General features: G+C 67.7%; 11 protein-coding genes. 10 read left to right on the forward strand and 1 reads right to left on the reverse strand.

Going from position 1 to position 13297, the window contains the following annotated elements; all coding sequences use genetic code 11:
• The first annotated feature begins 14 nt into the window (after nt 1-14).
• The 6 genes from JW805_20125 (at nt 15) to JW805_20150 (ending at nt 9465) form a co-directional block, all read left to right on the forward strand.
• A complete protein-coding gene (locus tag JW805_20125) occupies nt 15-2129 on the forward strand; it encodes a ParB/RepB/Spo0J family partition protein (GenBank protein ID MBN2974305.1) in 2115 nt (704 codons plus the stop codon).
• Between the two features lie 95 nt (nt 2130-2224).
• Entirely contained in the window at nt 2225-2974 is a 750-nt protein-coding gene (locus JW805_20130) for a DUF1738 domain-containing protein (GenBank protein ID MBN2974306.1), read from the forward strand.
• Nucleotides 2975-3186: 212 nt separating this feature from the next.
• Nucleotides 3187-4482, forward strand: a complete 1296-nt coding sequence (locus tag JW805_20135) for a tyrosine-type recombinase/integrase (protein MBN2974307.1) — start codon at nt 3187-3189, stop codon at nt 4480-4482.
• Entirely contained in the window at nt 4479-6266 is a 1788-nt protein-coding gene (locus JW805_20140; GenBank protein MBN2974308.1) for a hypothetical protein, read from the forward strand. Before JW805_20135 ends, JW805_20140 begins: the two co-directional genes overlap by 4 nt.
• Complete coding sequence (locus tag JW805_20145) at nt 6263-8440, forward strand: integrase (protein ID MBN2974309.1); 2178 nt, start codon at nt 6263-6265, stop codon at nt 8438-8440. The genes JW805_20140 and JW805_20145 overlap by 4 nt, the downstream gene beginning before the upstream one ends.
• A gap of 155 nt (nt 8441-8595) precedes the next feature.
• Nucleotides 8596-9465, forward strand: coding sequence for a DUF1738 domain-containing protein (locus tag JW805_20150; protein ID MBN2974310.1), 870 nt, complete (start codon nt 8596-8598; stop codon nt 9463-9465).
• Between the two features lie 3 nt (nt 9466-9468).
• On the opposite strand, the gene JW805_20155 is transcribed toward JW805_20150, so the two are convergent.
• A complete protein-coding gene (locus JW805_20155) occupies nt 9469-9885 on the reverse strand; it encodes a helix-turn-helix domain-containing protein (protein MBN2974311.1) in 417 nt (138 codons plus the stop codon).
• 104 nt (nt 9886-9989) lie between these two features.
• Here JW805_20155 and JW805_20160 point away from each other — a divergent pair, with 104 nt between their 5' ends.
• From JW805_20160 to JW805_20175, 4 genes are all read left to right on the forward strand, one after another.
• On the forward strand, nt 9990-10319 hold the full coding sequence (locus tag JW805_20160; GenBank protein ID MBN2974312.1) for a mercuric reductase: 330 nt from the start codon (nt 9990-9992) through the stop codon (nt 10317-10319).
• Nucleotides 10320-10704: 385 nt separating this feature from the next.
• Nucleotides 10705-11328, forward strand: coding sequence for a mercuric reductase (locus JW805_20165; GenBank protein MBN2974313.1), 624 nt, complete (start codon nt 10705-10707; stop codon nt 11326-11328).
• Nucleotides 11310-12656, forward strand: a complete 1347-nt coding sequence (locus JW805_20170; GenBank protein MBN2974314.1) for an NAD(P)/FAD-dependent oxidoreductase — start codon at nt 11310-11312, stop codon at nt 12654-12656. Before JW805_20165 ends, JW805_20170 begins: the two co-directional genes overlap by 19 nt.
• 335 nt (nt 12657-12991) lie before the next feature.
• Nucleotides 12992-13282, forward strand: a complete 291-nt coding sequence (locus tag JW805_20175; protein MBN2974315.1) for a hypothetical protein — start codon at nt 12992-12994, stop codon at nt 13280-13282.
• Nucleotides 13283-13297: the final 15 nt, after the last annotated feature.

A 13297-nucleotide genomic window follows, 5' to 3' on the forward strand; every position in this document is an offset into this window, starting at 1 on the left:
CAGGAGTTTCCCCCGTGATCCAGACCGTCAAACTCAGCAAGCTGCGTCTCTCACCAATCAACGTTCGCACAGCGCCGGACGAGCAGCTCCAGATCGGGCCCATGGCCGCGAGCATCGAGGCCAAGGGCGTCCTGCAGAACCTTCTCGTCACTCCGGCCAAAAAGCCGCGCGGGACCTATGAGGTGTTCGACGGCGGCCGCCGTTGGCGAGCGCTCCGTCTTCTGGCGGAGCGCGGTACGATCTCCGAGGCGGACTACGACGTGCCTGTCATGGTGCTGACGGGGGAGGATGCCGAACTCTCCGAGACTTCGACCGCCACCAACTTTCATCAGCTGAAGATGACGCCGGCCGAAGAATGCCGCGCTTTCCAGCACTTCATCGGCAAGAGCGGCGACATCGATGCGGTTGCCAAGCGGTTCGGCGTCACCCGTCGCTTCGTGGAGGGTCGCCTGCGGCTCGCCTCGCTCGCCGAGCCGATCTTCGAGGCGCTGAGCAAGGGCGAGATCACGCTTGATATCGCCAAGGCATACGCCTCGACCGAGAACCGCGAGAAGCAGCTCCTGGTCTGGAACACGTATAAGCACAGTGAGGTGACCGCAGACACGATCCGCCGGGTCATTGAAAACGAGACGCTCAAAGCCAGCGACCCCATCGCGATGCTGGTCGGCGAACCGCGCTATCGTACTGCCGGCGGCAAGATCGACGGCGACCTTTTCACAGACGGCAACGACCGTTGGGTCAATCCGGAGATCGCCCATCGTCTCGCCGGCGAGATCATGGAGGCCGAGGCCCGGCGGATCGGTGAGGAGACTGGGCTCGCCTGGATCCGCCCGATCGCCAGCAACTACACGCACAATGCCGCCCACGGGCTCTACCGCGTCATTCTTCAACCGCCGGAACTGACCGCGTCCCAGAGTGCTCGGCTTGCCGAAATCGCAGAGCGTCGCGGTGCTCTCGAAGCCGAGATGCAGGATGCGGATCTTTCTGAGGAGGCGGTCAAGGTGCTCGACCAGGAAGATGATCGGCTGATCGCCGAGGCCGAGGCAATCGAGAATCGCCCTCCGGTGTTGCCGGACGAGCTGAAAGTCCATGTGGGAGCGTTCCTCGTCCTCACCCCTCAAGGCGAGATGCGGCTCGATTCGCAATATTACAGCGAGCAGCAAATTCTCATTGAAAAGCCGCGCGAACCGGTCACGGGCGAGGATGATACTGCTCGTGACGGCGAGGCGGGTCGGGAAGAGTCGCCGACCGGAGGATTTCGCGTCGCCGATCGTGGTTCCGCGCAGCCGGACCGTCGGCCCGAGGCGGTGGCGCCCGGCGGAAAGCCACTCAGCGGGCGGCTGTACGATGAGCTTGCGATCCAACGACGCGACATCCTGGCGTCGTGCCTCCTAGCGCAGCCCGCACTGGCGCTAGACTTCGCGCTGTTCGTGATGATCGACGCCCGGATGTGCTCATCCGGCGGTGCCACCGACAGCGCCGTCAAATACGGCACGACGATTCGCGCGATGGGTCCGCAGGATCCCATGGTCGGAGACATGCCCAGCTCCCGCGCACGGGCCTACCTGGCGGAAGCTCATGATGGTCTCGACGCCGCGTGGACTGAGCATGACAGCGAGGTGGATCGTTTCGAGGGGTTCCGCGCTCTCGATGATGACAGCAAGGCGAACTGGCTCGCTTATATCGTCGCGCTGTCGCTCGAAGCGAAGCCCGGCCCGTCCAATGCCCAGGTTCCGCTTCACAACCGGATCGCCACGATCCTCGAGGTTGACGTCGCGGGCTGGTGGCGGCCGACCTCGGAGAATTTCTTCGACCGCGTGAACAAGGGCACCATCCTCAGCCTCCTCCACGATGTCGGGGGGCCGGCGCTCACGGCCCGTCACGCTTCGCTCAAGAAGACCGAGATCTCCGAAAGCTGCCAGAAGCTGTTCGCCGGTGAGTCGATCGTCGAACCTGAGGTCAAGCAGGCCGCGCTCGCCTGGGTTCCCAATGCGATGCGGTTCCTCGACGATGCCAACGCTACCGTCATCGATCCCGCTGATGACGGCGATGCCGAAGACCCGTCCAATGACGCAGAACGCGGCTCGCAGGCCGAGGGCGGCGAGCTCTTCGAACCGGTCGAGGCCTGACCACCCGGCCACAGCGATCCGAACAACCGCGAGAAACTGGCCGTCGGCGCGCCCGCGCCGGCGGCCATCCCGTCATGCGACCGGAGCACATCACCATGCGCGCCAAATCGACACCGAGCCGCGACGTCGCGGCCGAGATCACCAGTCTCATCATTCGCAAACTGGAGGAAGGGGTTGCGCCCTGGAGCCGACCGTGGCGCGTCACCGGCGCCGGGGGCAGACCGCTGCGGCACTGTGGCACGCCATACACCGGCATCAACACCATCTATCTCTGGGCGATCGCCGACGCGAATGGCTATCGATCCCGTTATTGGATGACTTACCGCCAGGCCGAGGCGCTTGGCGCAAATGTCCGCCGCGGCGAAAGCGGCTCACTCTCAGTCTATTATTCCAACTTCAAAAAGACCGAGGCCAATCCCGTTACGGGCGCCGAGACCGAAAAGAATATCCGGTTCCTGCGGCACTATGTCGTCTTCAACGCCGATCAGATCGACGGACTTCCAGCCTATTTCTATCCCGGATCCGAGATCATCGATCCTGGCGACCCATCCGACCGCCAAAGCGCGATCGACGCCTTTTTCGGAGCCGTCCCCGCCGAAGTGCGCCACGGTGGCGATCGCGCCTTCTTCCACCCGACTTTCGATTACATCCAGATGCCGCACCAGCGGTCCTTCAGGACGATGGACCACTATGCTTCGGTGCGCGCACACGAGACGACGCATTGGTCGGGCGGCACCGCCCGCCTCGCGCGGACGTTCGGCAAGCGGTTCGGGGACCAGGCATACGCATTCGAGGAGCTGGTCGCCTTATCTGGACAGTCTGCGCCGCCCGCAACATTGCAGTAAGGTCGGCGATGGACGCCCACGGTAGGCAGTTATCAGGCTGGCCGTAGCGCTGACCCAAGAGCTGGCGGAGGCCAGCCTGATAACTGCCGGGCCATAGGGCGCATCGGTGTGAGGTCAGCTTCCGGGTGGGGGGTCCGGGGGGGAGGGTTTCGTGCCGGTGTCGATCATTACCGTTTGCGAGCGCCGCGACGCCAAGGGGGCTCGACGCGCATGTGCCGCTGATCCTGCGGGGAGACGCTCTCTATGATCCCGATCTCGACCGCTTCTTTGTCGACCTGCCGCTAGCGGGGATCCGCTCGCGCCATTCGCTGCGCGCCTACGCCTATGACGTTGCGGTGTGGCTTCGCTTCCTCGATGCCTGCGGCACGACGATATGGGACGCGGCCCGCGACGATGTGACCGCCTATCACCGCGCGCGGCGGCGCGGCGACGCCGCCCAGCGGATCAGCGCGGCAAGCTGGAACCGGGCAGTCGCCAGCCTCGATCGCCTCTACCGCTGGGGTAAGAGCCAAGGGCTGATTGCCGAAGCGCCGTTCAGTCGGCGCGCTATATGGCGACCGGCGCATGGGGGGCGTCGGGGCATGATCGCCGCGCGCAACGACGCCTATGAACGCACTGCCAAGCGATCGGATGTGCGGTTCGTCACGATGGACGACTACCGCATTTTCCGCGACGTCGGTCTGCGCGGCCTCGCCCTTGACGGTACGGAACGCCCCGGCGCTCGCGATCGCAACGGGCTGCGCAACGCGCTGTTCGCCGATCTTCTCGTCACAACCGGCCTGCGTCTCGAAGAGGCGTCGGGCCTGCTCGCCGATGAGCTTGCGGCCATCGATCACGACCACGATCAGGCTCAGCAGCTTTGGCTGCGCCTGCCGCCGCCGCTCACCAAGGGCGACCGCGGACGCAGCGTCCTGGTCCCGCGCCGGCTCCTTCGTCAGATCACCGCCTATGTCGCCGTCGAGCGCGCCGCGGGCGTGACCAAGTTCGCCGCGCGCGACGGTGCGGCCAGGTTCGAGCGACCGATCCACGTCACCCGCGCCGGTCTCGACCGCATGCGCGATGTCTGCACCCCGGAGGAACGATGCCGCCTGATCCTGTGCGACGAGGATGGAACGCCCCGCGAGCCGGTGGCGCTATGGCTGACCGAGGTCGGGCAGCCTGTCCGCCCCAACTCGTGGGAGGTGATCTTCACCCGGGCCTGCAAGCGGTGCGAGGAGAACGGCTTCCCGCTGTCGATCAGCCCGCACCAGCTTCGCCACACCTTCGCAGTCCATATGCTCGCTCTGCTGATCCAGCAGCGACTGCGCGAGGCCGCACTGCCGGTGGGGCCGGTGGAGACCTATCGGCTGATCCTGGGCGACCCGCTGCAACAGGTGCAACGCCTGCTCGGCCACGCGAGCCTCGCCACCACCTATGTCTATCTCGACCATATCGCGACCCGCGCCGATACGGTGGATGCGGCCGTCGAGGAGCTGCTGGCGCTGTTGCCGGGACCGCAGGGCGCATGAGCGAGCGTCCCCGCAAGGGCCGGCCTGTCGCCTTCGCGCCCATCACGCCGGAGCGACCGCAGCCCGATCCGGTGTTCGGCCTCAAGTTCACCATCGAGGCGCGGCATGGCGGGACGGTCCTGGTCGATATGACCGCGCTCGATCCTCGCCCGCTCGCCATCGCCTTTGCCGGTGCGCTGCGTCGGTCGGCCGCGCTCGGGGGACCGATCGGTGCGGCCAGCGTCATCAAGCAGTATGTCCAGGTCTATCGTCACTTCTTCGCCTGGCTTGCCGACGAAGGACTGAAGGTGGTTGGCGTCAGCGACCTGCGCGCGGTCCATATCGATGGTTTCGCATCCGCGCTCGAACGGCGTGGGATGGGCGCGATCCACCGTCACATGACGGTCAGCAAGATCATCAACACACTGCGCGCGATCGAAGCAGACCGGCCCGATCGGATCGCACCCGAGCTGCATGAGCGGCTGCGCTACACGCTGGCCACTTCGGCGGGCCGCTCGACCCCGCGCGATGCCTACAGCCCCTTCGTCGCCCGCGCGCTGCGCGACGCGGCGCGAGCCGATGTCGAAGCGATGTTCCGCCGTCTCGGCGCCGACGATCGGACCGACGAGGGTGATCCGGCCATCACCGCCGCCCGCGCCGATGTCGAAGCGATCATCGCGCGGCAGGGCTTTATCGTCGCAGACCAGCCCGAGCTGAAGAGCCTTTATTTCATGCGCATGCGCCGCAACCTGCCAACCGCGACGCTCATCGACGACCTGCATGGCCGGCATCATCTGCTCGCGCGCGACCTGCCGGCGCTGCTCGTGCTGCTCACGCTTGAGACGGGCCTTGAGCCCGAGTGCCTGAAGACGCTGACCGTGGACTGTCTCGCCAATGCCCATGCCGGCACGGTGGAGCTGCGCTATCTGAAGCGCCGGGCTCGCGGCGCCGAGCACAAGAGCATGCGCATCCGCGACGGCGGTGGCGGCACGCCGGGCGGGCTGATCCGCCGCCTGATCGACGCCACGGCGGCTGCCCGCGAGCACCTGCCCGGCGATTGCCTGTGGGCCTATCACAACGTCGGCGGCCTTCGCGCCGGCATAGTCGACCTCAAGTATCCGCTCCCCGCCTGGGCTCGCCGCTGTGGCATTGTCGACGATAACGGCAAGCCGCTGCATCTGCTGCTTTCCCGGCTGCGCAAGACCCACAAGGCGCTGTGGTACACCAAGACCGAGGGGCACATGGCCCGCTTCGCGGTCGGTCACACGCGCGAGGTCGCGGCGCGCCATTATGCCGACCTGCCGTCGCTCCGGCCCCTGCACGAGGCGGCCGTCGCCGATGCCTTTCGCGAGGCGGTCGCCGCCGCGATGCCGACCGTCCTCGCGCCCACGGCCGAGCAGGCGCTGCGCGAAGCGCCCGAGCAGGCGGCGCCGTTGATGTCGGCCGATACGGTGGGGCCGTTGCTCGACGGCGAACAGGATGTCTGGCTCGCCGCCTGCTCGGGCTTCCATAGCAGCCCCTTCTCCGAGGCCGGCTCACCCTGCGCGCAGCCCTTCTGGGGCTGCCTCGATTGCCCCAACGCCGTCATCACCGCGCGCAAGCTTCCCGCGATCCTCGCCTTCCTCGCGTTCGTCGAAGAGCAGCGACCGAGCCTCCCGGCGAGCGACTGGGCGGCCAAGTTCGGCCGCGTCCATTCCCGCATCACGACCCAGGTCCTGCCGGTCTTCTCCGATGCCGTTATCGCCGATGCGCGCTGGCAGATGGAGAGCGAGCGGCTCTATCTGCCGCCGGAAGCACGCGCATGATCACGCCCGCCCATGCCCGCGCACCCGCGTTCGACGATCGGCCCGTGCTGGCCACTGCGCCGCTCAAGGCGGGCCACGCCCGCGAAGAGCTGTCGCGGGTCGGCGACTCAAGCTGGGATCTCGGTCCCGCCGTGTTCCGCGAGAACGCGCGGCGCTGCCATGTCACCGTGCATTTCGACGTGCTCGAACATGCCGATGTGCAGGCGGCGATGCGTGCCTATCTCTACGCCCGCCTCAACGTCGATCTTCCCGGCTACCGCCCGAAGCTGCCGCCGGCGAGCATCCGCCAGGCATTCAACCGCGCACGCCGGTTCTTCGCCTTCGCGCGCCTGACGCTTGGAGGGCTCGACCTTGGCCGCATCGATCAGGCGCTGGCCGATGCCTATGCCAGGCATCTTCGCCACGATTCTGCCCGGCGACCCGTCATAGTCGGCCACCTCCTCGAAGTGGTCTCCGATCTCTATCACTATCGTGACCGCCTCGCTGGCGGAGGCCTCGCGTTTGAGCCCTGGGCCGGACAGGCACCCGCCCGCGTCGCAGGCTATCGGCACGTCGTTGAGAACCGTACCCCGCGGTTTCCGGAAGATGTCATCGCCGCACTGCTCGCCTGGTCATTGCGCTACGTCACCGTCTTCGCGCACGATATTCTATCGGCTCGGGCCGCGCTGGATCGGCTCGAGGCGCGCCGCGCCCGGCTGCTTGCCGCCGAGCGCGGACTGCCTGGCGCAGAGCGCCGCCTGCGGCAGCGCGCGCGCCTCGAGCGCCATATCGCGCGTCGAGCCCGGCAAGGCCGCGGCGTGCCGATCTGGACGACCGCGCATAACGGCGTCACGCGCACCGATCCCCGCACCGGAGAAGCGACGCCGCCGATCAACGTCCATCTTCTCCATCTTCATGCCGGTGTCGATGCTGAGGCGGAACCGGCCATGCATTTCGGACTCGCCAAGGGCGTCTCCGCCCTGATCGAAGCCGCTGCCGCCGACCTGGGCGTCGAAGTGGGCGGCATGGACACGCCGATCTCGATTGATCCCGATAGCGGTCGGCCATGGCGCGCACGCTTCGATGCGAAGACGCTCGCACAAGAGGAACGGATGCTTCAGGCGGCCGCCTATATAGTGTGCGCTTACCTCACCGGCATGCGCGACTGCGAGGTGCAGGCGATGCGGCGGGGGTGCCTCTCGATCGCGCGCAGCGAGGATGGCCTGGTCGAGCGGCATCGCATTCGATCGACCATCTACAAGCGTCGGTCGACCATGGGCGAGGCGGCGAGCTGGGTGACGATCGAGCCGGTCGCAGACGCGATAGCGGTGCTTGAACGCCTGTCGGCAAGACCGACGCGCGCCAGCGGCAGCGATACGCTCTGGCCGGTGCTACGCCCCGGCGCCGCCACCAAGACGCATCTGTCGAGCGAGGTGGTCCGCCAACTCAACGCCTTCCGCGACCACCTCAACGCTGCCTTCGGCAGCCCTGATGTGCCGGTCATCCCGTCCGGACCCGGTGGCAAGCCGTGGCGCATAACGACGCGGCAGTTCCGCCGCACCATCGCATGGCACATCGCCAACCGTCCGTTCGGCACCATCGCCGGCATGATCCAGTATAAGCACGCCTCGGTCGCCGCTTTCGAGGGCTATGCCGGAACCAGCGCATCGGGGTTTCGCGCCGAGGTCGAGGCGCAGCGCCGGCTCGGTCAGCAGGGCGACCTGCTGGACTATTTCGACCGGCGGCAGGGCGGTGCCTCACTCGCGGGGCCGGCGGGACCACGCATCGCGCGGACGCTCGACGATGCGGCCGTGCAGCTCGGGCCCTTGCCCGCCATGATCGCCGACCGCTCCCGGCTACGTGTCATGCTCGCCAGCGTCGCGCGAACCCTCCATGTCGGCCTCCTCGCGGATTGCTTCTTCGATCCCGCCACCGCGCTCTGCCTCAAGCGCGTGACCACCCCCGATCCCAAGCAGCCGCTCACGGCGCTGTGCGAGCCGACCCGCTGTCCCAACGCCTGCATCACCGCCCGTCACAGGCCAGCTTGGGAACGCGCGGCCGATGATGCCAGGGCATTGCTGCGCGAACGACGTCTGTCGGATCTTCAACGCCATGCACTCGCCACCGAGATCAACCGGCTCACTACCGTGATCGACGCCATCGGCCCCGCGCCGCCGGAGGCCAACCCCGGCTGACGGCGGAAGCTCTGCGCCGGTCGGCGCGCTGGCGCAACGGCGTTGCCGTCCTCCGCTTCGCTGCGGCCCTACGGGTGCGCAACCGCGCTTGTGCCCGGCGCTAGTCGAGCTCCGCCGCCGGGGATGGCCCCCGACGGGCAAGCGGAGTTCAGATCATGCCAACTCAGGTACGAGCCGACGTCTATACTCGGGTCACCGAGGCGATCCTTGCAGCGATCGAAGCCGGTACGGGCAACTGGCGCATGCCATGGCATCACAGCGGCGCCGATGTCACCCGGCCGACCAACATCGCCAGCGGCAAGCCCTATCGCGGCATCAACACGGTGTCGCTCTGGGCGGCGGCCTATGGCGGCGGCTATGCGAGCGGGGTCTGGGGCACTTATCGTCAGTGGCAGGACCGCGGCGCCCAGGTCCGCAAGGGCGAGCAGGCCAGCCTCGGCGTCCTCTGGAAGGAGATCAGCCGGCGCGACGACGAGCAGGATGACGAAGATGGCGGCAAGGGACGGCGGCTCTTCGCCCGGGCGTTCAGCCTGTTCAACGCCGATCAGGTCGACGACTACGCGCCCGAGCCCGGGCCGGTCCTGCCCGAGAGCGAGCGCCTTGCGGCCGCCGAGGCCTTCATCGCCGCGCTCGGTATCGACACGGTCTACGGGTCGAGCAGCGCCTATTACCATCTCGGCGAAGACCGCATCTACATGCCGCACTTCGCAACCTTCCGTAGCGCGCATGGATTCTACGGCACCCATATCCACGAGTGTGCCCATGCCAGCGGCGCGGCGCATCGGCTCGACCGGGATTTCAGCGCCAGGTGGACCAAGGACGCGCTCGCGATGGAGGAAGCGACCGCCGAGCTGACCGCCTCGTTCCTGCTTGCCGACCTCGGCATCGCGCACGATCCGCGTCCCGATCATGCCGCCTATATCGCCTCCTGGCTTCAGGTGCTGAAGAACGACAGCCGCGCGATCTTCACTGCGGCCAGCAAGGCGCAGGCGGCGGCCGATTGGATGCACGCCCAGCAGCCGTGACGCTCACGCGGCCCGCACCTCGGCGCCGAGCGCATCAAGCAGCGGACAGCCCGGATCCTGACCGGCATCGCAGGCTCGCACCGAGTCTGCCAGAACCCGTTCCATCCGCCTGAGGTCCGCGATCCGCGCGCGCACATCCTGCAGATGCGACGCCGCGAGCTCGCGGACTTCGGTGCAGGAGGCCTGGCCGCCGGCCGCGAGTCCGAGCAAGGCGCGCACCTCGTCAAGGGTGAAGCCCAGCTCCCTCGCACGGCGCACGAAGCCCAGGCGAGCCACGTCCTCCCGACCGTAGCTGCGGTAACGGCCCCGCCGCGGCGGAACGGGCAGCAGCCCGATCCGCTCGTAATAGCGGATCGTCTCGATGTTGCAGCTGGTACGGCGCGAGAGTTCGCCGATCTGGATCGCGGCGGTTGCGGCCATCTTCAAAATACCTCTTGAGTCTGTAGTCGCTACAGATGGTAGGATAGCTGCATGCCCGCCACAAGGAGTCGCCCGTGACCCAGACACCAAGCCCGCCCAAGGGGATAAGTACCGCCGCGCTTACCCTGGCGGGGATCGCCGCCGCGTTCGGCGTCGCTGCCTGCTGCGCACTGCCGATCCTCTTGGCATCCGCCGGCATCGGCGCGGCCTGGCTCAGCGGCGTGGCCGTCGTCTCCGCGCCCTATCGCACGCCGCTCCTCGTGATCGGCGCATTATGCCTCGTCGCCGGCGCCGCGCTGCTATTGCGCCAGCAACTCGCCGCCATGCGCTGCGGCCCGGACGGCGTGTGCACGCCGCGCTGGACGCGCATCCTCACTCTCGCCGGCCTATTGGTCGGCGCGGCACTGCTCTGGGCGGGTTATAGCTATGTCTGACGTCGTTCCGGAGCTGCACTCGACCCTGACCTGTCCGCACTGCGGACATCAGGCGACCGAGACGATGCCGACCAACGCATGCCAGTTTTTCTATGACTGCCGGGGCTGCGGCGCGGTCCTCAAGCCCAAGCAGGGCGATTGCTGCGTCTTTTGTTCCTATGGCGACGTTCCGTGTCCGCCGATCCAGATCGAGGGCAAGGGCGCGTCCTGCTGCGGCTGAAGACAAGCCGTGACGCTTGCCACCCCCGCTGACGCTGCCCCTGAACCGACGGTTGCATTCCCCGACGGCACCGTCGTCCCGGACTGGACTGCGGTCACCGCGCCAAGCGCCCATTCGGCCCTGACAGCGCTGTTCGCGGCATTTATCGGCCGCAGGTGGCATGGCATCGACAGCACCGAGGACGAGGTGCGGCGTGCCATCCTCCGGGCCTATGTCACCCAGGGCCACGCGCCGGCGCCGGTGGAGATCGCTGCCGCGGTTGCGCTCCCGCCCGGCGACGTGGCCGCAGCGCTCCACCGGCTCGCCGGACGCGATCTCGTGGTCCTCGACGGCGACGGCCGAGTGAGCGGCGCCTATCCTTTCACCGATGCTCCCAGTGAGCATCAGGTGGAGGCCGCGGGTATCACGATGGGAGCCATGTGCGCCCTCGACGCGCTGGGGATCTGCACGATCGCACCGCACGCCAGCCTCATCCGCTCGTCATGCCGCCAATGCCGGCGCTCGCTTGCGATCCATGTCCACGACCGGGGCTGCACCTTGGGCGACGTCGTGCCCGAGGGGATTCTCGTCTGGTCCGGTCATCGCTACACCGGCGGCTGTGCAGCGTCTTCGCTCTGCACTCAGCAGGCTTTCTTCTGCCATGCCGATCATCTTGAAGCCTGGCGTATGGACGGTTCCGTGACCGCCCGCGACGGCATTCGCCTGACCCTGCGCGAGGCCCTCCAGGTCGGCCGCGCGATCTTTGCACCGATGCTCGGAGGGATATTGCCATGGCCCATTACGACCTGATCGTCATCGGCAGCGGAACAGCCGCCCAGGTCGCGATCGGCCAGGTCCGCGCCGCCGGATGGTCCGTCGCCGTCATCGACCACCGCCCGTTCGGCGGCACCTGTGCGCTACGGGGCTGCGATCCCAAGAAGATGCTGGTCAGCGGCGAAGAGGCGATCGATGCCGCCGCTCGCATGGCCGGACATGGTGTCGGCGGCGACCTGGCGATCGATTGGCCGAGCCTGATGGCGTTCAAGCGCAGCTTTACCGATCCGGTCCCCGCCAAGCAGGAACGCCGCTACGCCAAGCTGGGCGTCGACGCCTTCCACGGGCTAGCGCGCTTCGCAAGCCCGGACGCGGTCGCGGTCGACGGTCGGACGTTGCAGGCCCAGCATATCCTGATCGCAACCGGCGCGGGGCCGATCCCGCTCGGCATTCCAGGCGAGGAGCTGGTCAGCACGAGCGACGCTTTCCTCGAGCTGGAGACGCTGCCGCGCCGGATCGTGCTGATCGGCGGCGGCTATGTCGCCGCGGAGTTCTCGCATCTGGCCGCACGTGCCGGCGCCGAAGTCACGATCCTGCAGCGCGCTAGCCGGCTGCTGCCGCATTTCGATCCCGACCTGGTGGGCTGGCTCACACCGCGGTTCACGGCGCTCGGCATTCGCATCGAGACCGGCACCGCGGTCACACGGGTCGAGCGGAACGGGGACGGCCTGCAGGTGCGTGCCTCTCGCCAGGGAGCGCCGGACCTGGAGGTCGCCTGCGATCTCGTCATTCATGCTGCCGGGCGTCGTCCCGATCTCGGCAGCCTCGACCTGTCCACCGGGCAGGTCGCGGTGCAAGACGGACGACTGCAGCTCGATGCGCATCTGCGCAGCATTTCCAACCCGCGGGTCTATGCCGCCGGTGACGCCGCCGGCGTCGGGCCGCCCCTGACCCCGGTGTCGAGCCACGACGCGAAGATCGTCGCCGCGAACCTCCTGCAAGGTCCATCGCGCGAGCCCGACTATCGCGGTGTTCCGAGCGTCGCCTTCACCGTGCCGCCGATCGCCGCCGTCGGGCTTTCGGAAGAGGCGGCGCGCCGCAGCGGCCTCAAGTTCCGGGTTAACGCGGCCTCGACGCCGGACTGGTTCACCGCCCGCCGGCTCGCCGAGCCGGTCTATGGCCACAAAGTTCTGATCGACGAGCGGACGGACCTCGTCCTCGGCGCGCATCTCGTCGGGCCGAACGCCGACGAGGTGATCAACCTTTTCGGCCTGGCCATCCGCCACGGCCTCACCGCGGCCGATCTACGCTCCACCATGTTTGCCTATCCGACCGGCGCCTCGGATATCGGCTACATGCTCTAGGCGACGCCGCGCACGATCCGTCACCAGTGCTCGCCCGCGGGCGGGCGGCAGCCTGTCGCGAAAGACGATAGCGGGCTGTCGCCCGCCTGATCTGCGGACGCCGCTGACGCGGCGGCGCTACTTTTTGGGCCTCCCTTCCGACGCGGAGGTGGTCGGCGCTCCCTGCTAGGCCCGCCACGGCGGGCTGCAAGCCCCGGCTTCGCCGGGCTGCTCCATTTCATTTCGCCCCTGCGGGTGCAGCCCGCCGCTCGAACGGGCCTCTTCGGTCGCTCTCGCCGCCCACCCCCGCCTCGGGGGAGGCCGATGCGGTTTTTGGGCAGTGCTGGAGGCAGCCGATGGTTTTCTTCCTCGAACCCCGGATTGGGGCTGGACTGTCAGGATATGTTGCCGAGATCGGCAGCGGCCTCATCTGCGCGCAGCTCGGATTGCCCAACGAGCTCCACGACAATCACGCGAGCTATGTCGCCCACTGGCTCGGAATCCTGCGCGCGGACAAGACCGCGATCATTCACGCCGCGGCCAAGGCCGAACAAGCTTTCAACTACCTCCTCGCCTTCAGCAGCGATCATGGGGACGAGGGCGCGCCAGTGTCCGCTTCCATCGATCCGCTGACAGAAGCCGCCTGACCCCTCCCGCTTGCG

Source organism: Roseomonas aeriglobus, from assembly GCA_016937575.1.
GTDB lineage: Bacteria > Pseudomonadota > Alphaproteobacteria > Sphingomonadales > Sphingomonadaceae > Sphingomonas > Sphingomonas aerigloba.